The sequence below is a fragment of the Rhodococcus sp. PAE-6 genome, from assembly GCF_025290685.1.
In the GTDB taxonomy this organism is placed as follows: domain Bacteria; phylum Actinomycetota; class Actinomycetes; order Mycobacteriales; family Mycobacteriaceae; genus Rhodococcus; species Rhodococcus pyridinivorans.
Map to the genome: position 1 here is coordinate 17,927 of NZ_JAOCLZ010000021.1, position 23,211 is coordinate 41,137.

Consider the following 23,211-nt stretch of genomic DNA (forward strand, 5'->3'; position numbering starts at 1 on the left):
CGCGTACTGACACGCCCGGGAGGGCCGCATGAGTAACAACATCTGGATCGTCGGCATCGGAATGACCACCTTCGGCAAACACGTCGGCAAGAGCGTGCATGACCTGGCCGGCAGCGCCATTACCCACGCTCTCGCAGATGCCGGGCTCGGCCCGGACGCCGTCGAAGCCGCGTTCTACGGCACCGCCACCCACGGCCCTCTCGAGGGGCAGGCCATGATCTCCGGCGAGATCGCCCTGCGCGAGTTGGGCATCCAGCGGATCCCCGTGTTCAACGTGGAGAATGCCTGCGCCACCGGCGCCTCCGCGTTCAGCCTCGCGTGCGCCCACATCAGAGCTGGAGAGGCCGACGTAGTGCTGGCCGCCGGCGCCGAGAAGATGAACGTCGGCAATCCCGAGCTCACTATGTCCGTTTTCGACGCGGGCTACGACGTGGCCCGGCCCGAGGATCTGCAAGCGACTTTGGGCGCCCTCGGCGGTGAGATCGACGAGCCCGATCTGGGCAAGCGATCGATCTTCATGGATATATACGCCGCGATGGCCCGCAGCCACATGCGGCAGTATGGGACCACCCAGGAGCAGATCGCCGCGGTGGCCGCCAAGAACCACGCACACGCGGTGGAGAACGAGCGCGCCCACTACCGAAATGCCATGACGGTAGACGAGGTGCTCGACGCCCGCCCGCTGTCCTTTCCGCTCACCGTGCCCATGTGCGCCCCTGTCACCGATGGAGGTGCGGCCGTCCTCGTGTGCAGCGACGCCGGCCTGGCCCGGCTCTCCGCAGCCCACCCCGTGCAGGTGCTGGCCTCGGTCGTGGGCACCGGTTCTGATCGTGACATCACCTCCTTCGACGGCCACCTGAGCCAGGGCATCGCCGCCCGCGCCTACGACCGCGCCGGCATCACAGCCGACCAGGTCGACGTGGCGGAGGTGCACGACGCGACCGCCTTCGCGGAGATCCTCCAGACCGAGATGCTCGGTCTGGTTCCACCGGGTGGCGGCGGGGCGGCGGCTGCCAGCGGGGAGACCTCGCTCGGCGGCCGGATTCCGGTCAACCCGTCCGGTGGCCTGGAGTCCAAGGGCCACCCGATCGGTGCGAGCGGCCTGGCGCAGATCTTCGAACTCACCCAGCAGCTGCGCGGAGATTGCGGTCCCCGCCAGGTAGTGGGCGCTCGCATCGCCCTGGCCGAGAACGGCGGGGGCTTTCACCGTGGCGAGGAAGCGGTCACGGCCATCACGATCCTCAAGGGAGTTGAGTGACGATGGCGGCAATCGACTTCTTCGACCGCGGATGGTCGATGGACCCGTCCAAAGTCGCCTACCGTGGCGTCGGCGAGGTGTGGACCTACGAGCAGGCGGGCCGGCTCTCGTGCCGAATCGCAAACAGGTTGCTCGCTGAAGCCGGTGACGGCAAGGCTACGGTGGCGGTCCTGTCCCCCAACTCGCCCAAAGCGTGGATCTGCGTGTTGGGAGCGTGGCGGGCGGACTGCACATGGGTGCCCCTGAATCCCCACAATCCCGTGGCAGAGAACGCGGAACTGCTCGTGCGCTTCGACGTGGACCTGGTCATGTACCACCCGGACCTCGCACAGATGGTAGAGGAGATCAAGAAGATCAACGGGGCCGCCGCTCCACGCATGATTGCGATCGGACCCGGTACGTCGGACCCCGATCTGGACGAGTGGACGGCGGCCGTATCTGACACCGTGCCGGTGGTGAATCATGACCCCGAGGCCGTTGTGATGCTCTCACCCACCGGCGGCACGACCGGCAAGCCCAAGGGCGTGATGAACACCAACCGCAACATCGGTGTCATGGTCGCCCACCACATGCTGGCCCTGCAGTACGACCGCGACGGCGAGGCCGTCAACCTCGCGGCCGCGCCCATGACGCACACCGCCGGCATGTTCAGCCTGCAGACCACCGCCCGCGGCGGCACCGTGGTGGTGGTGGAGCGGGCCGCGCCCGAGCTCATCCTCCCGGCGATCCACGAGCACCGGATCACCGAGCTGTTCCTACCGCCCACCGTGGTGTACCGGTTGCTCGAGGTGCTTGCCCGCGAGGACTACGACACCTCCTCCCTGCGCTACCTCATGTACGCAGCCGCACCGATGTCGCTGGAGAAGCTCAAGGAGGGACTCCGCCGGCTGGGTCCGGTGTTCATCGAGTGCTACGGGCAGATGGAGGCACCCGCTGCCATTTCGTTCCTGCGCCCGGTCGAGCACATGGACGGAGACCAGCCGGCCGCCGATGACCGGCTCGCCTCCTGTGGGCGCCCGTACCCGCTGGTCGAGGTGCAGATCAAGGATCCCGAGAGCGGTGCACCGCTCGGGCCGGGGGAAACCGGCGAAATCTGCGTGGCCGGGGACCTGTTGATGAAGGGCTATTACAAGGATCCGGCCAAGACCGCCGAGACGATCGTCGACGGTTGGCTGCACACCGGAGACCTGGGGCACGTTGACGAGCAGGGCTACCTCCACCTGACCGACCGCAAGAAGGACTTGATCATCAGCGGCGGTTTCAACGTGTACCCCGGCGAGGTCGAGCAGGTCGTCTGGGGACACCCCGCCGTTGAGGACTGCGCCGTAGTCGGCGCTCCTGACCCGGACTGGGGCGAGCGCGTGACTGCGGTCGTGGAACTCAAGCCGGGCCAGAACGTGACCGCTGGGGAGTTGCGCGAACTGTGTAAGCAAGTGCTGGGCCCTGTCCGCACGCCCAAGGACTTCATGTTTGTGGACGAGTTGCCCCGCAGCGTCAACGGCAAGGTTCTCAAGAAGGACCTCCGCGAGACGTTCTGGGCTGACTCCACGCAGAAAATCTAGGGACCGGAAGAGGAGAGAAGCCATGCGAGAGCTGGAAAACAAGATCGCCCTTGTCGTGGGTGCGGGCACCGACGGCGACGGGGTGGGGCTCGGTCGTGCCACCGCCATCACCTTCGCCCGCGAAGGAGCACACGTGGTGTGCGCCGACGTGTCGGCCGAGTCAGCCGAACGAACCGCCGAGATGATCCGAGCCGAAGGACATCGTGCTGACTCGTGCCACGTCGATGTAACCGACGAGCAGCAGGTCAAGGCGGTTATCGACACAGTGGTGCAGACCCACGGTCGGCTCGACGTACTGCACAACAACGTGGGGATCGCCGCCGCGGGCGGTGTCATCGACCTCGCCGTCGACGACTGGGAGAAGGGCCTTGCTCTCAACCTGACCGGCGCCTTCTTCTCGATGCGGCACGCGATCCCACACATGGTGGCAGCTGGCGGCGGGTCGATCGTCAACATCTCGTCCGCTGCCGCGGCCGGCTGGAGCGGCGTACCGTACGCGGCCTACTACGCAGGCAAGGCGGGCCTGGAACATCTTTCCCGCACGACCGCCGTGGAATTCGCCTCACGGGGTGTGCGTGTCAACGTTGTACAACCCGGCCTCATTAAGACGCCCATGGTCGCCCGCTCGGCCGGGATCGCCGACGCCTACGCCGACGGGGACATCGAGGCGATGTGGTCCAAGCGCGACGCCCAGACCCCGATGGGGCACATGGGTGAGGCCTGGGACGTAGCCCATGCCTCACTCTTTCTCGCCAGCGAGCGAGCGAAATACATCTCTGGTGCAGTACTGCCGGTAGACGGTGCGCTCACGGCCAGCTTCGTCTCGCCGAACTGACAACGGCGACGGTCGGAAGGTCACCTCGACCGCCCTCATGCGATTCGACACCGCACACCGAGGTGGGTGTGGCCGGGAGACCTGTACCTGCACAGCCCAGGCCGGGTCCGCGGCGACAAGGCGTACTCGTCGCGAGCGAACCGTGAGCTACTACGGCGCCGGGGCATCGGTGCGGTCATCGCCGAACCCTCCGATCAGGCCGGACATCGCCATCGACGCGGTTCACGCGGTGGTAGACCGCCGGCATTCGATTCGGTCGATTATCGCGGCCGCAACGTCGTCGAACGCCGGATCTGCCACTTGAAGCAGTGGCGTGGATTGGCAAGGCGGTACGACTGTGAGGATGAAGACGTGCCGCCCCGGACCGTGGCCTGACCCGCGTTACGACTGGCCTCGCTGCCTTGAGTTTGATCTGTCGACCGCGTGTCCGGGGCGGTGCTTGCTGCCGTCGGATCGACCAGGCGTGTCTCCAGAGGGGCCTTGCCGCTATCAAGGCACCATCACAGTCCTGACCGCCTGTGCCGACCCGACGACGGCCATCCGTTCCCGAGCCGTCAGGAGACGAACGACCTTGTCCAGCATGCCCTACCCGACGCCCCCGATGACACCGTCGACCCTGACGAGATCGTGCTCGGAGTCGACACGCACAAGGACATACACGTGGCGGCTGCGCTCACTGCCTTGGGTGTCCTCCTCGCCCCAAAACGTTTGCGACCACCGCCACCGGTTACCGACAACTGCTGGCTTGGGCACGCGAATTCGGGCCGGTGCACCGGGCCGGAGTGGAGTGCACAGGCTCCTACGGAGCTGCGCTGACACGCTACCTGCGTAGCGAATCGGTCCGCGTGATCGAGGTCAACCGTGGCGATCGCAGCGACCGGCGCCGGCGCGGCAAGACCGACACTTTCGATGCCGAAACAGCAGCTCGGGAGGTGCTGTCAGGCCGCGCTACCGCCGTCCCGAAATCTGGTGACGGGCACGTTGAGATGCTGCGGATGTTCAAACAGGCCAAAGGTTCGGCCATCAAGTCCCGCAGTCAGGCGATCAACCAACTCAAGGCCATCCTGGTCCGCGCCGATCCGGCCTTGCGCGAGGCGATGACCGGCTTGAGCAACCCGGCACTGTTTCGCCGCTGCGCCGACCTGGAGATCGCAAACCCCAGCGATCCGGCGACCGCAGCCGCATTCACCCTACGTCTGCTTGCACGCCGCATCATCGAATTGACCATGGAGATAGACGAGCTCACCGGCCAGATCACCGCGGCCATCGATGCCCACGTTCCTGGATTGTTGACACGCTATGGCGTCGGACCGGACACTGCCGCCGCGTTACTACTGGCCGCCGACGACAACCCCGAGCGGCTGGCCAGTGAAGCCTCCTTCGCAGCGCTCTGCAGTGTCAACCCCGTAGAAGCAGCGTCGGGCAAGACCCATCGACGCCGACTCAACCGAGGCGGCGATCGACAAGCCAACTCTGCGCTCTACATGATCACCATTGCTCGGCTCCGCTGGGACAAACGCACACAGGACTCCGTTCAGCGCCGCGTCGCCGAAGGCAAGACCCGCCGCGAGGCAATCCGCTGCCTCAAGCGCTACTTAGCCCGAGAGATCTACCGCGACTTCACCACAGCCAGAAGAGCTTCGCCACCAGCCAGTTCCGCTGTTTGACATCCATAGGGGCATCAAGCGCGCGGTGCGGGTACCTGGCCACCGTCCAGGTCGCTGTGTTCAGTCAGTGGCTATGAGGCAGCGGACTTGAAACACGCTGAGTCCACCGAGGCGGTGATATCGGCCTTGACTGCCTGATCCGTTGCCGAAAATCACGCGATGAGTTCGTAGACCACGCATCCGGACGCTATGAGTGCGTGACGTTGTCGAACACGTTCTTGTTCGAGCACATTGTCTTGTTCCGTGTCGTTGTACGACGCGATGTACCACCACGATCTCGGGCCGGCCTCCGTGTCACCCGCGATCTGGACTGCTACGGCGCGATCACCGAAGCGGGTGGCCTGCAACCTCGGCGAGACGGCGACGGCTTCGGGATTCATTGCCGTTGGGCGTGGGGCGCCCACTGGGAGCGTTCAGTTCGGCGACGAGGCCTTCCGCACTGCCACGACGAGGTCGGGCTTGTCGCTCTCCGACGAGTCCGGTGGCGTCAGATGTTCCCACATCGCGTCGACCATCGGCTGCAGGAACAGTCGGCCGACTTGCTGAATCATCGTTTCGATGATCTGACTCGATTCCTCTCGGCTGGTCGATGCGACACCTGCCCTGCGCATGGTGGTGACCTCGCGGCGCGTCAACTCGGTGAGCTTGACGAGGAGATCGCCTCTGGTCCCGCTCGGTTCGAGCAGGGCGCGGCGCATGTAGTTCACCACCTCGGGGTGACTGTCGAGCATTTCCGCGACAGCGTGGTTGCGGGCCGCGGCGACGTCTCCGGGTGAACCCTGCTGTTCGGCGTGCGCGATGGCTTCCACGAAGTGGTCGACGACGAGGTCTTCGACGGCGTCGCGGATGCCGTCCTTGGTGCCGAAATGGTGGACGAGCAGGCCCACCGTCACGCCGGCGGCAGTGGCGATTGCCCGCATCGACGTGCCGTCCTCGCCCTCGGCGCCGAACAGTTCCAGAGCCGCGTTCCGGATCTTCGCCTTGGCGGTGAGGTCGTCGGGGCCCACTCTCGGGCCGGTTCGTGTCTGCTTTGTCATCGCGTTCGGAAGCATATCCCCGAGTCCTTCCTATACGCACATACCGTCTGCTATACATTTGTATAGCACGATGGAAGGGACCTGATGACCCACCTCCTCGACGGCATCCATGTCGTCACGCTCGCCCCGAACCTGCCCGGCCCTCTCGCCGCGGACCGGCTCCGGAAGCTGGGTGCGCGAGTAACCAAGATCGAGTCGCCGGCAGGCGATCCCCTCGCGAGCGCCGCTCCGAGCTGGTACGCCGAGCTGACCGCCGGTCAGGACGTCACCGTTCTCGACCTCAAGGACGCCGACTCGCGCACACGCCTGGACGTCCTGCTCGAATCCGCCGATTTGCTCATCACTGCGATGCGCCCCTCCGCCGTCAAGCGCCTCGGCCTCGACGAGCTGGGCGCAACCTTGCCTCGCCTCGGCCACATCGAGATCGTCGGCTACGACGGTGAGTCGGAAGAGGTCGCCGGACACGACCTGAACTACCAGGCCGCCTACGGAACCCTCACACCTCCGTCGATGCCCACCGTCCCGGTCGCCGACATGCTCGGCGCCGAACGCGCCGTGACCGCTGCCGTGCTTCTGCTTCTCGAACGCGCCGCCACCGGACGCGGTGGGCGTCGTCGGGTGGTGCTCGACCACGCGGCGCAGGATGCAGGCGCAGCCGTCCGGCACGGCCTGATGGGCGCGGATGCGCCCCTCGGGGGGGCCCTGCCCTCCTATCGGATCTACCGCGTGGCCGACGGCTACGTGGCGCTCGGCGCACTCGAATCCCACTTCGCCGCCCGGGTCGCCGACCTCCTCGGACGGGAACTCACCCACGAGGGCCTCGAGGAGTTCTTCGGCACGCAGACCGTCGACGACTGCGAACACATGGCCGCGAAGGCCGACATCCCCCTCACGCGTATCGCCGCGTGACCGCCCCACCTGCAGGAGGACACCATGAGCATGCGTGAAGCAGTGATCGTCGGCGCGGTGCGCACCCCGGTCGGCAAACGAGGCGGCGCCCTCAGTGCATGGCACCCCGCCGACCTGCTCGGACACACGCTGCGCCATCTCGTCGAGCGCACCGGCATCGATCCGGTCCTCGTCGACGACGTCATCGCCGGTTGCGTGCTGCAGCACGACCGGCAGTCGTCGAACATCGCCCGCCACGCCGTCCTGTCGGCGGGTCTGCCGGAATCGGTGCCCGCGGTGACGGTCGATCGTCAGTGCGGATCGGGACAGCAGGCCGTGAACTTCGCAGCGCAGGCCATCATGGCCGGCACCTACGATCTGGCGATCGCGTGCGGTGTCGAATCGATGTCGCAGGTGGCCATGCCGTCCGCGTTCCGGCCGGGAGCTCCCCTCGGACCGCAGTACGGCCCGCTCGAACTCGCCCGCTACGACGGCGGCCTGATGGCGCAGGGCCCGTCGTCGGAACTGATGAACGAGCGATTCGGGCTCACCCGGGCGGCCCTCGACGAGTTCAGCATCCGCAGCCACGAACGCGCTCTCGCCGCGACCCGCGAGGGACGCTTCGCCGATCAACTCGTCCCCATCACCTCCGACCCGCACGATCCGTCGGCTCCGACGATCGATTCCGACGAAGGCATCCGCGCCAGCCTCGATCCGGGGAAGATCGCGTCGCTGAAGACGGTGTTCGCCGCCGCCGGTCGCACCACGGCGGCGAACTCCTCCCAGATCAGCGACGGTGCCGCGGCGCTGCTGATCGCCGACCGCGCGTTCGCCGAAGCGCACGGCCTGACTCCCCGCGCCCGTTTCCGCTCGCTGACCGTCGCCGCGGCCGACCCGATCATCCAGTTCACCGCTGTGCTCGACGCGACGCACAAGGCACTCAAGCGCTCCGGCCTGACCGTCGACGACATCGACAGATTCGAGGTGAACGAAGCGTTCGCCGGTGTGCCGCTGATGTTCGCGCAGGAATTCGGAGTGCCCGACGACAAGCTCAACGTCAACGGCGGATCGGTCGCGATCGGGCACCCGCTCGGATCCACCGGCGCCCGCATGCTCACCGACCTGCTGCACGAGCTCGAACGCTCCCGGACCCGGCTGGGGCTGCAGACCATCTGCGAAGCGCACGGCACCGCCAACACCACCATCATCGAACGCATCTGAAAGAGGCAGACATGGGACCCGAGATCGTTCAGGGACTGCCGTCCACCCACGGCGACACCTATCAGCTCAACACCACCACCCTGATCCGGCACTCCGCCCGCACATATCCGGAGCAGGAGATCGTCTACCGCACCGCGGACGGCGGCTGGGACCGATACACCTATGCCGACGCATACTCGCGGACCATGCGCAGCGCCAACGCATTGCGCTCACTCGGAGTGGGACCGGCCGACGTCGTCGGCATCCTCGACTGGAACAGCAAGCGCCACTTCGAGCTGTATTGGGCCGTTCCCGGTCTTGCGGCGGTGATGCTGCAGATGAACCTCCGTCTCGCACCGGAGGACCTGGGATACGTCACCGACCACAGCGGCGCGTCGGTGGTGCTGGTCGACGAGTCGTTGCTCCCGGTTGCCGAAGCACTCGCCCCGATCACGAACGTGAAGACCTGGGTGGTGATGACCGACAAGCCCATGTCGGAAATCGACACCAGCCTGCCCGGTGCCATGCACTGGGAAGATCTCGTCGAGGCGGCCGAGCCGCGGATCGACTGGCCGATCATCGACGAACACTCCACCTACAGTGCGTGCTACACCACCGGGACCACGGGACGCCCGAAGGGCATCTACTACTCGCACCGCGGCATTTATCTGCACACTCTGTCGCAGGCCGCGAACCTCGGGATGCGCAGCGACGACACCGTCATGCTCATCACGCCCATGTTCCACGGACAGAGTTGGGGGCTGCCCCAGTCCGCGGCCTACAGCGCCGCGAAGATCGTGCTGCCCGGCCGCTACGTCGCCGAGGACACCTCGGTGCTGGTCGATGCGATGATCGCCGAAGCGGTCACCGTCGCCAACGGCGCGCCGGCGATCTTCCAGCCCATGCTCGACTACATCAAGACCCTCGACCCGGCACCCGACTTCCACCGCGCCCGCCTGCTGTCCGGCGCGACAGAACCCGCCCTGTCGTTGATGCGCGACTTCTTCGACCTCACCGGCGCCGACGTCATCCACGCCTACGGCGCCACCGAGACCACCCCGCTGGTGACGATCAACGGGGCGCTCAAGCCGTCGCTGCGCGGAACGATCTCCGACGAGGACAAGTGGGATCTCAAACGATCCCAGGGTCTTCCGATCAACGGCATCGACATCCGCATCGTCGACTCCGCAGGCAACGATCTGCCGCACGACGGCACGAGCCAGGGTGAGGTGCTGCTGCGGGGGCCGTGGATCATCGAGCGCTACCACCAGCTCGACGACGACGGCGACCGCTTCCTCGACGGCTACTGGCGCAGCGGCGACGTCGGCCGCATCGACGCCAACGGCTACCTCAAGCTGACGGACCGGCTCAAGGACGTCATCAAGAGCGGCGGCGAATGGATCTCCTCGATCGACATGGAGAACGCACTCGTGGGCCATCCGAAGATCAAGGAGGCCGCCGTCATCGGGGTGCCGCATCCGAGGTGGCAGGAACGCCCCGTCGCGCTGGTGGTCACCGTCGACGGCGCCGAACTCGATCTCGCCGACGTCCACAGCGTGCTCGACGGCAAGTTCGCCAAGTGGCAGCTACCCGACACCGTGATCCACCTCGCCGCACTACCCCGCACCAGTGTCGGCAAGCTCGACAAGAAGACGATGCGCAGCGAGCACGACGGTCTCTACGACGCATCCGAAACGGAGAAGGCATGACATCGGATGTTCTGCGCAGCACCCGCGACGGCGCGGTCGCGGTCCTCGAACTGAACCGGCCGTCGGCGAAGAACAGCCTCACCGCTGAGCTGCTCGCCGCGATCCAGAGACAGCTCGCCGCATTGAAGAACGACGATGCGGTGCGCGCGGTCGTGCTCACCGGCGCCGACGGAGTCTTCTGCGCCGGAGCCGACATCACCGCGTTCGACGCACTGCGAGAGCAGTCGCTGCTCGGCGCTCGTCCCGCCTCGGGCGGCGACATCTGGGCCGCTCTCGGCACCTACCGCAAGCCCGTGATCGCCGCCGTCGAAGGGCTTGCCCTCGGCGGCGGATGCGAACTCGCGCTCGCCTGCGACATCGTCATCGCCGGCGAGTCCGCGAAATTCGGTGTTCCCGAGGTCAAGCTGGGGGTCATCCCCGGCGGCGGCGGCACCCAGCGACTTGTCCACGCCGTCGGCAAGTCCAAGGCGATGACGATGCTGCTGACCGGCGACTTCGTCTCCGCGCAGAAGGCCTGCGCCGACGGGATCGTCGCCGAAGTCGTCGCCGACGGGCAGGCCCTCGACCACGCACTGACGATGGCGCAGCGCATCGCCCGGAACTCCCCGCTGGCGGTGGCGCTGGCCAAGGACGCTGCCGTGCGCGTCTACGAGACGTCGCTGTCGCAGGGACTCGAGCACGAAAAGCGCAACTTCGACGTCGCGCTGCGCTCCTCCGACTGTCACGAAGGCCAGACCGCGTTCCTGGACAAGCGCGCGCCCGAATTCACCGGAAAGTAGAGACGATCATGAGCGAACTGTTCCCCGAATACCGGGCCCCCTGGGAGAGCGACGACCAAGCGTTGCTCCGCAAGCACGCCGCCGAATTCTTCCGCAAAGAAGCCACTCCGAATCAGGAGCGGTGGGCGAAGCAGCACCACGTGGACCGGGAGTTCTGGACCAAGGCGGGCGACGCCGGTCTGCTCTGTCTCGGTCTGCCCGCAGAGTACGGCGGTGGTGGCGGCAACTTCGGTCACGAAGCCGTCGTCCAGCAGGAACTCGCCCTCGCGCACGACACCGCCTTCGGTTTCAACGTGCACTCGACGATCGTCGCGCACTACATCGCCGCCTACGCGACCGAGGACCAGAAGAAGCGGTGGATCCCGAGGATGGCCAGCGGCGAGATGGTCATCGGTGTCGCCATGACCGAACCCGGCACCGGCTCGGACCTGCAGGCCGTGCGCACCACCGCGATCCGCGACGGGGACCACTACGTCATCAACGGCTCGAAGACGTTCATCTCCAACGCCACCCACTGCGACCTGCTGGTGATCGTCGCCAAGACCGACCCGGCCGCCGGCGCGAAGGGCATCTCCCTGTTCGTCGCCGAAACCCGAGGCCTCGACGGTTTCGAACGCGGACGGGTACTGGACAAGATCGGCCAGCACGGACAGGACACCCGCGAGTTGTCGTTCACGGACATGCGGGTCCCGGCCGAGAACCTTCTCGGCGGGGTCGAAGGGCGAGGCTTCTACCAGCTGATGGAGCAGCTTCCCCGCGAACGTCTCATCCTCGGGATCGCCGGCGTCGCGATGGCCGAGGCCGCTGTGATCGAAACGATCAAGTATGCCAAGCAGCGCAAGGCATTCGGCCAGCCGATCCTGGACTTCCAGAACACCCAGTTCGTCCTGGCCGAATGCAAGACCGACGTGCTGGCCGGCAAGGCGCTGATGGACCACTGCATCACTCGGTATCTCGCCGGCACGCTCGACGCGACGACAGCGTCGATGGCGAAACTGTGGGGCACCGACAAACAGGTCGAGATCGTCGACCGCTGCCTGCAGATCTTCGGTGGCTACGGCTACATGATGGAATACCCGATCGCCCAGATGTATGCGGCGGCGCGCGTGCAGAAGATCTACGGCGGCACCAACGAGATCATGAAGGTCCTCATCAGCCGCTCCCTGTAATCCCCGCGGTTCCCCACTTGCTTCGAAGGAGAAGACCATGGCAACACTTGCAGGGCAGCTCGCACTCAACGCACGGCGGCACCCCGACCGCATCGCGTTGATCTTCGGCGACCGGGAACGCACCTACCGGGAATTCGGTTCCGAAATCGACAGCTATGCGAACGCATTGCTGGCGATCGGCATCACGAAGGGCGATCGCGTCGCGGTGATCTCGCCGAACTCCGATCGGTTCCTCATCGCGCGGAGTCCGTCGGGGAAGATCCTCAAGCACGTGTTGCGAGACGAGGTACGCGCCATATGAGCTCAGACCCTGTCGCCGCACGCAAGAACCTCGTGTACGGACAGAACATCGAGGCCGGTCGGTGGTACCGGTTGGGCACCCACCCGATAACCGAACAGGAACTCATCGAGTTCGCCACCGCGTGGGACCCTCAGGGATTCCATATCGACAAGGCGGTCGCCGAGGACGGTACCTACGGCGGACTGATTGCCAGCGGGCTGCACACTCTCGCCGTCTACCAACGGCTGGCTGTGTCCAGCGTGTTCGCCGACTGGAGTGTGATCGCCGGACGTACCCTGCGGGAGGTCCGTTTTCTTCGGCCGGTACGTCCCGGTGACACGCTCAGCGGAACGCTCACGGTCAAGGAGGTTGTCGATGGCGATCACAACCGTACGCTCGTCACCACGTGGGCCGAACTGACCAATCAGCACCGCAAACCGGTGTTGAATGCGACCGTCGACGCCTACGTCCACACTCGATCGCGCACATAGTGATCCACTACTGTGTGGGGCGAGGGCATCTTCGAGTCTCGAGGCGTTTATCGTCGACACCACGCACGCCTCGATAGGAAGCGGGCGGTGGTTTCGCCGCCGCCCACGGCAGAGTGAACACCGTGCTGCCACCCGATCCCCACCGTTCCCCGAGCCCGCCGCGGCGATTGCATCGGATCTCACGTATCGGTTGATTCGCCCGGATGCTCCGAAGAACGGCTAGGAGCGGACCGATGCGGGGCTGCAGGCGCTCGACAACGCCGCTGCTCCCCAGCCCTTTTCTCCTGGAAGGAAGCATCACCGATCCACAGCAGGATCCGACCAAGAAGAAGGCCGAGAAGGCCCGGCGGACGGCGGCGCAGTCGGCGTCCGCCGGGCGTTCACGACGGAGGCGTCGATGGCGGAGGCAGCTAGGTGTATCCGGCACGGCATCTTTGATGCCGCCCATCGGAGGAACCATCAGAAGTTGAATGTTGCTTCATGACTGCGTTCGAGTCCCATATCCGGGGCGAACACCATCTCGTCGGTGCGGTCGGGTCGGCATTCGAAGTTGAGCATTTCGGTCACCGATCGGGGGTGTCCACTCATCGCAGCGCCAATGGCTGACAGCAGTTCATGGCTGAGCTGGCTCAGATCGACAGGCGAGAGCGGCGGCGCCACCTCCTCATCACCGTTGACCGGGCCGATCGCGGTGGCGATGCCACGGCCGGCTCTCTCGAGTACAGCCCCGGGCTTGCCCAGCTCAGGCCCGGTCAACGGCGCGGGCTGAGCTACCTGCCCGAGCTGGTCGGAGACATCCGCATCCGGATCTGCCTCGGCTGCGGTGTCTGCCTGAACGTCCCGTTCGGTCTCGTCGGAGGTGTCCCCGGCGGAGGAGGACTTGTCGAGGTCGCTCCCGGTATCCGGTGTGGCTTCCCTCGTCTGCGCTCCATGGGTCTGTCCCGCGAGGCGGGAAGCAACGTCGCGGGGGACCGCGGTCGGCTCGTCGACGGTGAGGTGTTCGCGGGACAGGTCGGCGAGCTTGTCGAACGACGGCAGGCTCTTGACCGCAACATAGCTCAGTGCCAGGGCACCGGCTGCGGCGAAGGCACGCCTGTCGGTGATACGGTCGGCGGCGATCCGTTCGTTGATGTGCCGGTCGATCTCGTCCGGGGGCAGCTGCGCCTGCACGTAGCGGGTTTGGTCCTGCCGGTACTGCTGGGCGCGCATCGCGTCGAGTCGGGCCGCGTTGTCCTGCGCGAGCTTCTCCCACGTGCGGGCGGCGGCGGAGTTCTCGCCGCCGAAGTGCCGTGCCGTGGCGGCGGCAGCGAGGATCTGCACGGTGGTCTGGGTCTCCGGTGATCCACGGAAAGCCCCAAGGATGTTATGCATCGGCTGCGGCCGAGGAGCGGGCCGGCCCTGACTGCGTTCGGTGTCGACCTTGACAATGAACGCGGCGACATCGACCACATCCTGCCGTGCCTGCACCGGGGCGGGTCGGGGTTGCGACGCCGCTGCGGGCTTCGGTGGGGTACCGCCTCGATCGGTGGGCGGGTCGATCTGTGCGGCAGCGTTCCCCGTCGATGGGGAACGGTTTCGACGGAAACGGCGGATGCGTTCGGTGTCAGCCATCGGCGGATGTCCTTACTTTCCTCGACTCGGGGTCAGCGGGTATTGGTGTCACATATCCACCTCGGGGCCGGACTCACGCTGCGTCGGGTCCAGCTCGGGGTCCGGATTCGCCGACGAAGGTGGTGTCGGCTCGGGGCGGGGCCGGCGTGCATCGGTCGGTGTTCCCCGCCGGTCGCGTCGGGCAATTTCGGCGTCGATCCGGCCGAGGATGGCTTCTTCGGTGCGCAGTCCGTCACCCAGTCGGGTGATGCGGTCGGAAACCCGGCCGATGACCTGGTCGTCGATCACGCGGGCGCGGTCGTAGCGGGCAGCTGCGGCCCGGTTGAACTGTGCGGAGCGTTCGATGATCGGCCAGTCGCGTTCCGGCGGTGCGGCGTGTTCGGCCACCGACACCGCCGAGGTTGCTACCGCGATCTGCTCTGGGGTTGCAGCCGGATCGGTGCGCAGCCGGCCGAGAGCAGCCCGGGACGCTCGCACTGCCTGGATCTGCCGGTCCTGACGTTCGACCTCGGCGACGCGTTCATCGACTGCTGTCACCGCGGAGTCGGTGCCGCTGACGCGGGCGAGTTCCTGCTCGGCCAGGGCGAGTAGCCGGCGATCCTCCCCGAGACGCCGGACGCTGGATCGCCGGGCTGCGGCGAGTTCGGCATCGCTGTAGCGGGCATACGGCGAGGCCGGCGTCGCCGCTTCCCGTCGCGTCGTGGGCGCTGCGGTCAGCCGTGCGATGCGGGCGGCGACCTTTTCGCGGCGGGCACCGCGCAGGTAGGCGAGGGGATCGTGTTCGTCGTCGGGTGCCCCTGACACCACTCGTGAGACGGCGATCTCGCGCACCGTCGTGTGCCACAGTTGCACCCGCCGCGGGTCGTCCCCGGGGGTACCGACGGTGGCGAGCCACGGGGCGTTCTGCTCGACCGCGGCGGTGAGATAGGAGTCGATGAACGCGTGCATCTGCTGTTGCTGGGCGCGGGCGTAGGCGGCGAGGATCGGATCCCTCTGCGCCGCCGCGTCCGTCAGGGCCGGGACTTTGTAACGCGCCAGATCGTCGCCTCGGGTGCGTGGCAGAGCGGGTCCGTCGGCGGGGGAGATGCGGTCTTTCAGTGCGGCGGCCAGGACCCGGCCGGGAGCGTTCGTGCCGTCGTCGAGGCGTCCGGCCGTGCCGTGCTCCCGCATCACCGCGACCGCCTCGCGCAGCAGACCCTCGGTGTCCCAGCCGAAGGTTTCCGCCTGCGCGACATGCTTGACGATGGCGTCCCAGCCGCCCAACTCGTGCACCCACGCGAGTTGCCGTTCGGTGAGCATCTGCCCGAGCAGCGTCTCGGTGTAGTCCTCGTACAGCGCGCCGACCGCCAGCCCGTAGACCTCGGTGATCCGCGACCACGACGCCGCCTCACGCTGGGCGTGTTCGATCATCTGATGCGCGGTGCGCTGCGAGCCGTCCCGGCCGAGGATCTTCGCCAGCAACCCGAGCGCACCGGGGTGCTCGTCGTGGGCGTGTTCGACGTCCCAGTCGGGCAGCTCGTCGTGCGCGGCGTAGACGATGTTGGCGTGCCTGCCGCGGGTCATCGCCACATACAACGACTGCCGATCCATGCTGGCCGCCGCAAGCACGTGGCAGGTGCCGACGGTCATGCCCTGGCTCCGGTGCACCGTGGTGGCGTAGCCGAGCTGCACGTTCTCGGTGAGGTAGTCGGCGGCGACGGTGACCTCCCCGGAGCTGAGGGTGTTGCGCAGCCGCAGCGATCCGTCGGTGCCGATCGCGGCCACGGTCCACAGATCGCCGTTCTTCACCCGGCCCGATTTGGTGCCGTCGGCGTGCTGGACGACGTACTTGGAGTTGTTCTTGCGGGTGACCACCACGTCCCCGACCGCGGCCTCGAGACCGTCGGCGAGCACGACGCCGGGGCCGGTGACGGTGCCATTGCTGCGGTAGTAGGCGGCAGCCTTCTCGTTGAGCCGGCGCACCAGATCGTTGGTGGGGGCGAGCATCAACGTCACGTGGCCGGCTTCGACGTCGGCGACGTAGGCGTCGAACACCGCATCGGCCAGCTCGTGCGCCATACCCTCGCGGATGCGGCCCTGGCGCTCGTACCAGTCCAGCGCCGACACGTCTCCGGACCGCAAACGCAGGCTCGCCTCGGCCTCACCCTCGGTGGCGAACCGGTGCACCTTCTCGAGGAACGGGGCGCCGGTCAGGTCGGCGAGATCGCGCAACACACCGCCGGCTTCGACGGAGGCGAGCTGCTGCGGATCCCCCAGCAGCCGCACCACCGCCCCGGCCTCGAAAGCGATGCGGGTGAGGTCCGCCAGATCGCGGGCCGAGGCCATGCCGGCCTCGTCCACCAGCAGCAGGCTGCCCTTTGCGATGCCGGTCGGGATCCCGGCCCGGTGGCGGGTGAGCACCTCGGCGATGGTGCGGCCCGGCACCGAGATCTCTTCCCCGAGCACGTCGGCGGCCCGGGCCGACGGACCGAGCGCGACGACTGTTCCGTGCGCGCTCTCCCAGGCGCGGGCGATGACCGTGGCGGCGGTGGTCTTGCCGGCGCCGGCCGCACCCACCGCCACCGCCACCTTCTTCTTCGCGGTGAGGAAGTGCTCGATCAGGGCGAGCTGGTCGCCCCCGAGGCTGTGGCCGGCCTGCGTCTCGGCGCGGCGGATCTGGCGGCGGATCACGAAGTCGGAGACGGTGCGCTCATCGCCGGTCTCGGCCTGCCGGCGCATGAAGTCCTCGGCGTCGAGCACCGCCTGGGCCGTGTAGCGCATCGCGGCGCGGTCCACCACATGACTGCGCCGAAGCCCGCGTTCGATGCGGTCGGTGATCCGCTCCGGACCGGTGTACTCCTCGGTGAAGGTCGGCAGGCAGTAGTCCCGCAGCGCCAGTTCGAGGGCGTTGTCGTACAGCGCCGCCAGCTCGTCGTCACGGGCAAAACCGAACTCGCGCAGCTGCCGATCGACCTCCGCGGACAGGGAGAACACCGTCCACGTGCCTGCCTTCCGCGAGAGCGTCTCGACCACTCTTTCCACCACCGCGGGCACCTGCTCGGGGGTCAGCACCGGGCGGCGATCGCGGTCCCCGCGTACCGCCGAGACCAGCTCGCCGGGATCGTCTCCGGCGAGGATCGCCTCGGCGCGCCGGCGCCATTCGGCCCGCAACTCGGCCAGCGACCGGGGTGGGTTCTTGGCGTTGCGGGTGTCGAGGGTGGCCTGTTGCGCGTGGGCGTACTGCACCTTCTTCGGCGGATTCTTGCCGTAGCGGGTCTTGTACTCGCGCGCCAACTCCTCCTGGCGTGCCTCGATCGCCGAGCGGCGGGAGAACTCCTCGATCAGCGTCAGCGGGATACCCTCGACCTCGTGGACCGGCAGCTTGCCGACCGGGGTGTCGGGCCGGGGGGCGAAGGTGACCCCGAGCGTGCGGGCCACCAGATCGGCCACCCGGGTGTTGTACTTCTCCGAGGCGGCCACGTTCGCCTTGTACAGAATCGTGCCGTCGATGGTGGTCCACGTGCCCTCGGCCAGCACCCGATTCAGCACCGCGCAGTGGGTGTGCAGGTTCGGATCCGCGGCGCGGTTGTCGTAGTGATCGAACCGGGCCACCAGCAGTCCGTCGGCCTTGATCCTGCGGGCACCGCCCGCGCCGCGGCGGGTGTAGATCACCTCGGTCTCGAGCCACTCCAACGTCTCGGACACCGCCTGCGCATGCGCGGCTTCGACGGCGGCCTTGACCTTCTCGTCGCCGAGTCCCCACAACAGGGAGATGGACTTGGCGGGGGTGAACACCAGGTCGTAGCCGGCGACGGGGGAGCGGGCCTTGCCGTACTGCTCGGCGACGAAGGTCCAGATGTCGTCGTCGCCGAGCAGCTCCGCTGCGTGGCCTTTCTGACGGGCCAGGTGCTTGCGGGCGGTGGCGAACTGGATCACCCTCTTCGTGTCGGTGTCCGGGTATTCGCCGTGCCGACCCTTGTGCGCGGTGCACAGTTCCTCGACGTCGTTGACGTACTCCTGGCTGCCCTGAAACCACGAAAACGCCCGCCCGAGGGCAGTGCGCCTGGACCAGTCGAGGCGCTCGGCGAGCGTGGCGTTCTTCCCCGGCCGGGTATCGAACGCCTCCGGGGTGCGGGCCGCGCCGAACACCGACCGCATCGCCCATTCGGTGACTTCGGTGCCGACCTGCACGCCGACCTTTTCGGCCAGTTTGCCGCACCAGATGCCCGGCGGGGTGCCCTTGGCGAGGTAGTAGTCGACCGCATCTGCCTTGCGGGACTCGGTGGCGTCGCCGGCCGCGACGTGCTTGGTGAGATAGACGTAACCGTCCCCGGCGTTGAGCTTGTGGACGGTCATCACGGAAGTTGATCATGCCACGTCGGCACTTCAGTGCATGAGGTGTGTGAAGATTGTTCGAGCGAACGGAGTTCGGTCGAAGGCCGGACAGGACCTCGATGGTCCTGTCCGAGCAGCGGAGCTGCGTGTGTTGGGAGCGTGAGCGTCACGGTTTGTCGGTGTGGTGACCGGATCAGGACGACAGCGGAGTGCCTTCGGTTCTGGTCGTCGGCCTCCCCGCGACCGGCGCGAGCCGCTACACTTCCGGCCTATGGCTTCGACTTCCCAACCGGCATCTCGCCGCTCACTTCGTCCGCACACGACGCCGAACGTTCGGGAAAACGCCCGCCGTCAACGGGAGCGACTGCTCGCTCGTCAGGCGGAACTCGAAGCGTTGGCCGGCCCCATCCATGAAGCGACGGACAAGCTGTCCAAGCTCGAAGTAACGGTCGCCTCGCGGGCACAGGCTCCGCTGAAGAAGATCGAACGGCTCGAGCAGACCCGGGATCGTCGCATCAAGAAGATCCAAGAGGAGTACGCGGCGAAGATCGCCGAGATCCAGCGGGAGATGGAAGCCGGCACGGAGACGTTGACTCCGCAGGAGCGCGAGCAGGAATCGTCGCTGCTGCGCGAGTACGCGGAAGCGATCGTGACGTTCAGTCGCAGCGCCTCGGCGTCGGAGCTGGCACCGTTGCTCGGCGTGAGCACCCGCGAAGCGAAGAAGCTCATCATGCAAGCCAAGGCAGATCTCGGTGCCGCCGATGTCGCCGAGTCGGATGCACCGTCGTCCGACGATCAGCAGACGGTGCCTGCGGCGTCGTGATGCTGCGGTCATGACTGACGATGTGGAACCCGCGCTCGACATCGGGTTCCCGGATCTCGACGTCGAGTTCGTTGCTGAGGAGTCGGAGGAACGGCCGCGGCGGGTCCGGGTGGTGGACAATTCGCTGCGACCGTCGAAGGCGAACATCGCGGCGTTCTGGTCGAAGGTCGTCAAGTCCCCGACGTGTTGGTACTGGGTCGGTGCGATCAGTGCGCCCGACGGGTACGGGCGGTTCAACTTCCAGCGTGAGAACCGGCAACGCACGATGCTTGCGCATCGTTTCTCGGTGGAGCTGGTGCACGGGCCTCTGACACCGGATGTGGTGTGCGAGCACAAGTGCAACGAGCCGTTGTGCGTGCGTGTCGGGTTGGGGCATTTGGTGGAGTCCACGCACAGTGAGAACGTGCGTTACGCGATCGCCCAGGGAAGACTTTCTGGTCATGCGTTGCTCGACGGTCAAGGGCGCTCACGCTACGAGCGATCTGTCGCTATCCGTGAAGCACTGCGCAACGGCTACGACGAAGCTGCGTTGTTCCATGCCAAGACCAATCCGGGTGATTGTCAAGGCACCTTGTTCTGAGGCGATCAGCAGTGCTGCATGGGTGCGACCTCGTCTTTTCCGCAGCACTACTACGATTTCGTGGTGGACATACCCGCTATCGCTTCTGTCATCAGTGCACTGGGCATTGGCTCGTTTATCGGCCAGTACCTCATCGGCGCACAGCAACGTCGCCAGCTGAGAAGCGAGGTGCTGAAGCACTTGGCGCAGACCGAGACCGTGCGGTGGGCGAGTACGACCACAATCGGTCCAGGGTTCCGCGAGAGCATCCGTGAACTGGAAGCTGCCGCCTTGGTCTCCCAAATTCCGCAGCGGGTTGTCGAGCAATACACGATTTTCGCCTACACCGCTTGGTGGGAGAGCAACGAAAACTGGGAGGCAGGCGGCGGGGACGAGGAGGATGCAGGGATCGATCGTCGGTTGGCCGATCTTGTCCAGGAGGCGGCAATCGAACTGAGCGCAGCAGCCTGGTCGCCTTGGACCTCCAAGTTTCGTCGAGGTAGCCGACTAAAGAAGAGAATCAGTCGCGCGGAGAACATCGACGATCCGCGCGTGACAGGAAGCTTGGCTCGTGCGCAGAACGCGCGAGCAGCCTGTAGAACACAGATACGGGTCGGAACCAGTGACCCGACCTCCGCATCCCGACGCGCAGGAGCAGACTCCAGGCCGGCAGGAGGGTCAATATGGTGGAACGGTCACACGTAGAAAAGCAGTTGTACGACGCGATCAAGCACGACATCCGTCCGAGTGAGAGCGAGCTCAAAGCGATCGTGAGCGGTGAGAGTGTGTCCCGGTCGCAACCGTCGGCGGTCGATTTCGTGTTCCCCGACGATGCGGAGCGCGACGGTCTCTGACGGCGTGCGCGTGGTTATGCTGTGCGCTGTAGGACGTGCGCTAGCGTCGGTCAGGCTCGATGCCTGACCGACGCTCCAGCGCAACGGGCGAGGCCCCCGGAACTAGGGATTCCGGGGGCCTCGCCCGTGTTGTGCTGTCAGATCCAGTCGCCGCTGGGCGCGGGGAGCTCGACGCGGAACTTCTCGCGGGCGATACGGACTCCGGTGCCTGCGAGCTTGCGAATCATTGTCGGGTGCAGCCCTGCGGTGAGGGCTTGCTCGAGCAGTCCGAGCATCCGGGTGTCGCACAGCGGGTGCTGGGTCGCTTCCTCTCGGGCGGCGGTGAACGCGCTTCCGGCGGCCGGTCCCTGGAAGTTCACGTAGGCGAAGAACCCGGCGACGGTCAACGCTGCCACACGCTCGCGGGTGCGCAGCTTGCTGGCGATCGCTTCCATCGTTTCGGAGGCGACGTTCGGGTCGATCACCGCCAGTCCCAAGATGGCGTCACGGGCGTGGATGTCGGTGGTGAGCAGCAGTCCGACTCGTGCGGCGAGAGCGGAGTCGGGGGTGGTGCGGGTGCTTACCAGCTCGGCCAGCTCGCGGATGATGCTGCTCGCGAACTCCTCTCCCATCGTCTCTTTCGCGGCGCGGGCGCGTTGACGATCGGTGACGGTCACTGAGTCCTTGCGGCGGTAGCGGGCGGTGAGCTCGGAGCGGTCGCGGGCGATGGTGCGGCCGTTGAGTACGGTCGCGGCGCCCACCTCGGTGGTGGCGGGGTCGGGGACCGTGCCGGTCTCGAACAGCCCACGCATGTCGGTCCAGGTCTCGCTGCCGCGGATGCTCGGGGTGTAGAAGCTGCCCCACACATCGGCTCCGGCACCGAGCAGCATGGCGATCACCCGCTCGGACTCGTCGAGCACCTCGTGGAAGGTGCGGCTTTCGGCGACCACGATGACGTACACGCCCTCGGTGTCATTGGAGCGGTTGATCGCAGCGGTGACGAGCGGATGGTCCATCTCGCCGAAGTCCATCCGAGCGATGTGGGATAGCCGGTTTCCCGCGAGGAAGACCAGCACGACCGACTGCGACGGCACGAAGCCCAGCATGGCCGGGATGGCAGCGATCATCTCGCCGGTGTTGTCAATCTTGATGGGCTCGGTCATGAGCCGCCTCCTCAGTGTCGGGGCGGACCTGCTCGGCCCGCCTGTTCTTGGTGCCCTTCTGGCAAGGAGATGACGACCTGCACAGGGCCGCGGGAGTGCAACCCCCGGACGGAAAAATCTTTCGAGGAGCGAAGCGGGGGAAAGAATTTTCCGGGCCACCAGGCCGCGCAGCGCCGGGGGTTGTGCGAAGCGGACCGCAGGTCAAAATCGGATGGCCAGAAGGGCGCCTTCTCGGAGTTGTTGTGCAGGGCGGCGCGGCAGCGACGCTCGTTTCGGTGGACACCGAAGGTGGCCCGTGTCCGGCATCGAGGTGCTGGACACGGCCACAGGATGGGGGAGTGATGGGGGTGTACAGAAGATGCTGCTCGGTCGTGCGGGATTCGGTACCTGTCTGCTCTTGGCGGTGCTCGACGCATTGTTGGCGGCGGGGTTTCTTGCGGCCGGCTCACCCGGTCCAGGTCTCGGTTTGCGGCGATCGCATCACTGTTCGTCCTGGCCGCGGTTCTGCGGCGTCCGCGAGCGGCACGCACGTCCTCGTTCGCGGACTCGGATCGGCCGGCCTCTGAATCTGGTGCTGCCGCGCCACCGCTGCGCGCCGGCTTGCCTTCGAATGACCGGGTCGGGGATGGGATCGGAGCCCGCTCGGTGGCCCGTAGAGGCAGCGCGGCGGAGGTGGCCCAACAACACCGAAGTCCACCCTTCGTGATCATGGTCGGTGGTGTCTGGTGGATGCGCTACAGTCCCGTCCAGCGAGTCCGGGGGGCCGCTACTGCCCAACTCTCGGTCCGAAGATCCCTTGCGGGGCCTCGGCCCGAACTCGGTGACCTGGGGGATCACCGGGTTCGAGCAGTCGCGGCCCCTTCGACGCCGTGACTCTAGCTGCGGACGGCGTAGGTGTGGGCGTCGGCGACGGTGTAGCCCTTGTCGGTGTAGATCCGGTCGTCGCGGGCTCCGAGGCGTTTGAGGGCCGTGCGTTGGGCTCGCAGATCTTGGCCCGCGGTGCTGCATCGGGCATATCCGATCAGGATTCCAA

The 23,211-nt window shown here is 66.7% G+C and carries 20 protein-coding genes and 1 pseudogene; 16 read left to right on the top strand and 5 right to left on the bottom strand.

Annotation, left to right across the window (positions count from 1 at the left end; all coding sequences use genetic code 11):
• Window positions 1-28 precede the first annotated feature (28 nt).
• The 5 genes and pseudogenes from NVV99_RS23925 (at window position 29) to NVV99_RS23945 (ending at window position 5,322) form a co-directional block, all read left to right on the top strand.
• A complete protein-coding gene (locus NVV99_RS23925) occupies window positions 29-1,258 on the top strand; it encodes a thiolase family protein (protein WP_119699134.1) in 1,230 nt (409 codons plus the stop codon).
• Window positions 1,259-1,260: 2 nt separating this feature from the next.
• On the top strand, window positions 1,261-2,820 hold the full coding sequence (locus tag NVV99_RS23930) for a class I adenylate-forming enzyme family protein (RefSeq protein ID WP_119699135.1): 1,560 nt from the start codon (window positions 1,261-1,263) through the stop codon (window positions 2,818-2,820).
• Window positions 2,821-2,842: 22 nt separating this feature from the next.
• Window positions 2,843-3,655, top strand: a complete 813-nt coding sequence (locus NVV99_RS23935; RefSeq protein WP_119699136.1) for an SDR family NAD(P)-dependent oxidoreductase — start codon at window positions 2,843-2,845, stop codon at window positions 3,653-3,655.
• A 96-nt stretch (window positions 3,656-3,751) separates the two neighbouring features.
• A pseudogene (locus tag NVV99_RS23940) lies at window positions 3,752-3,991 on the top strand (transposase); the annotation flags it as partial.
• A gap of 404 nt (window positions 3,992-4,395) precedes the next feature.
• On the top strand, window positions 4,396-5,322 hold the full coding sequence (locus tag NVV99_RS23945) for a transposase (protein ID WP_260783132.1): 927 nt from the start codon (window positions 4,396-4,398) through the stop codon (window positions 5,320-5,322).
• Window positions 5,323-5,735: 413 nt separating this feature from the next.
• On the opposite strand, the gene NVV99_RS23950 is transcribed toward NVV99_RS23945, so the two are convergent.
• Window positions 5,736-6,359, bottom strand: coding sequence for a TetR/AcrR family transcriptional regulator (locus NVV99_RS23950; protein ID WP_121209487.1), 624 nt, complete (start codon window positions 6,357-6,359; stop codon window positions 5,736-5,738).
• A gap of 84 nt (window positions 6,360-6,443) precedes the next feature.
• On the opposite strand from NVV99_RS23950, the gene NVV99_RS23955 reads away from it, so the two are divergent.
• Genes NVV99_RS23955 through NVV99_RS23985 form a run of 7 tightly spaced genes read left to right on the top strand, consistent with a single transcriptional unit; the run spans window position 6,444 to window position 12,875 of the window.
• Window positions 6,444-7,268, top strand: a complete 825-nt coding sequence (locus tag NVV99_RS23955; protein WP_121209464.1) for a CoA transferase — start codon at window positions 6,444-6,446, stop codon at window positions 7,266-7,268.
• Between the two features lie 24 nt (window positions 7,269-7,292).
• A complete protein-coding gene (locus tag NVV99_RS23960; RefSeq protein ID WP_121209463.1) occupies window positions 7,293-8,468 on the top strand; it encodes a thiolase family protein in 1,176 nt (391 codons plus the stop codon).
• Between the two features lie 11 nt (window positions 8,469-8,479).
• On the top strand, window positions 8,480-10,156 hold the full coding sequence (locus NVV99_RS23965; RefSeq protein ID WP_121209462.1) for a long-chain-fatty-acid--CoA ligase: 1,677 nt from the start codon (window positions 8,480-8,482) through the stop codon (window positions 10,154-10,156).
• Window positions 10,153-10,935, top strand: coding sequence for an enoyl-CoA hydratase/isomerase family protein (locus NVV99_RS23970; RefSeq protein WP_121209461.1), 783 nt, complete (start codon window positions 10,153-10,155; stop codon window positions 10,933-10,935). The genes NVV99_RS23965 and NVV99_RS23970 overlap by 4 nt, the downstream gene beginning before the upstream one ends.
• A gap of 8 nt (window positions 10,936-10,943) precedes the next feature.
• Window positions 10,944-12,104, top strand: coding sequence for an acyl-CoA dehydrogenase family protein (locus NVV99_RS23975; RefSeq protein WP_121209460.1), 1,161 nt, complete (start codon window positions 10,944-10,946; stop codon window positions 12,102-12,104).
• Window positions 12,105-12,141: 37 nt separating this feature from the next.
• The gene (locus NVV99_RS23980; protein ID WP_244213135.1) at window positions 12,142-12,405 is read left to right on the top strand and encodes an AMP-binding protein; all 264 of its coding nucleotides are present in this window, start codon (window positions 12,142-12,144) and stop codon (window positions 12,403-12,405) included.
• Window positions 12,402-12,875 carry a MaoC/PaaZ C-terminal domain-containing protein gene (locus NVV99_RS23985; protein ID WP_121209459.1) on the top strand — a complete coding sequence of 158 codons (474 nt, stop codon included), beginning with the start codon at window positions 12,402-12,404 and terminating at the stop codon, window positions 12,873-12,875. Before NVV99_RS23980 ends, NVV99_RS23985 begins: the two co-directional genes overlap by 4 nt.
• A gap of 459 nt (window positions 12,876-13,334) precedes the next feature.
• Here NVV99_RS23985 and NVV99_RS23990 read toward each other — a convergent pair whose 3' ends face one another.
• Window positions 13,335-14,486: a hypothetical protein gene (locus tag NVV99_RS23990; protein WP_121209458.1), complete on the bottom strand. Its 1,152-nt coding sequence runs from the start codon at window positions 14,484-14,486 to the stop codon at window positions 13,335-13,337.
• 48 nt (window positions 14,487-14,534) lie between these two features.
• The gene (gene mobF / locus NVV99_RS23995) at window positions 14,535-18,821 is read right to left on the bottom strand and encodes a MobF family relaxase (RefSeq protein WP_121209457.1); all 4,287 of its coding nucleotides are present in this window, start codon (window positions 18,819-18,821) and stop codon (window positions 14,535-14,537) included.
• A 250-nt stretch (window positions 18,822-19,071) separates the two neighbouring features.
• Here mobF and NVV99_RS24000 point away from each other — a divergent pair, with 250 nt between their 5' ends.
• From NVV99_RS24000 to NVV99_RS24015, 4 genes are read left to right on the top strand one after another with little or no spacing between them, the layout of a single operon-like run.
• Window positions 19,072-19,623: a hypothetical protein gene (locus NVV99_RS24000; protein ID WP_033098634.1), complete on the top strand. Its 552-nt coding sequence runs from the start codon at window positions 19,072-19,074 to the stop codon at window positions 19,621-19,623.
• Between the two features lie 10 nt (window positions 19,624-19,633).
• Window positions 19,634-20,203 carry an HNH endonuclease gene (locus NVV99_RS24005; protein WP_033098633.1) on the top strand — a complete coding sequence of 190 codons (570 nt, stop codon included), beginning with the start codon at window positions 19,634-19,636 and terminating at the stop codon, window positions 20,201-20,203.
• Between the two features lie 18 nt (window positions 20,204-20,221).
• Complete coding sequence (locus NVV99_RS24010; RefSeq protein WP_157127033.1) at window positions 20,222-20,887, top strand: hypothetical protein; 666 nt, start codon at window positions 20,222-20,224, stop codon at window positions 20,885-20,887.
• A complete protein-coding gene (locus NVV99_RS24015; RefSeq protein WP_019288673.1) occupies window positions 20,866-21,036 on the top strand; it encodes a hypothetical protein in 171 nt (56 codons plus the stop codon). Before NVV99_RS24010 ends, NVV99_RS24015 begins: the two co-directional genes overlap by 22 nt.
• 137 nt (window positions 21,037-21,173) lie before the next feature.
• On the opposite strand, the gene NVV99_RS24020 is transcribed toward NVV99_RS24015, so the two are convergent.
• Together NVV99_RS24020 and NVV99_RS24025 are read right to left on the bottom strand one after the other, a co-directional pair.
• Entirely contained in the window at window positions 21,174-22,178 is a 1,005-nt protein-coding gene (locus tag NVV99_RS24020; protein ID WP_260783131.1) for a DUF4192 domain-containing protein, read from the bottom strand.
• 875 nt (window positions 22,179-23,053) lie between these two features.
• Window positions 23,054-23,206, bottom strand: a complete 153-nt coding sequence (locus NVV99_RS24025; RefSeq protein ID WP_084295212.1) for a recombinase family protein — start codon at window positions 23,204-23,206, stop codon at window positions 23,054-23,056.
• Between the last annotated feature and the right edge of the window lie 5 nt (window positions 23,207-23,211).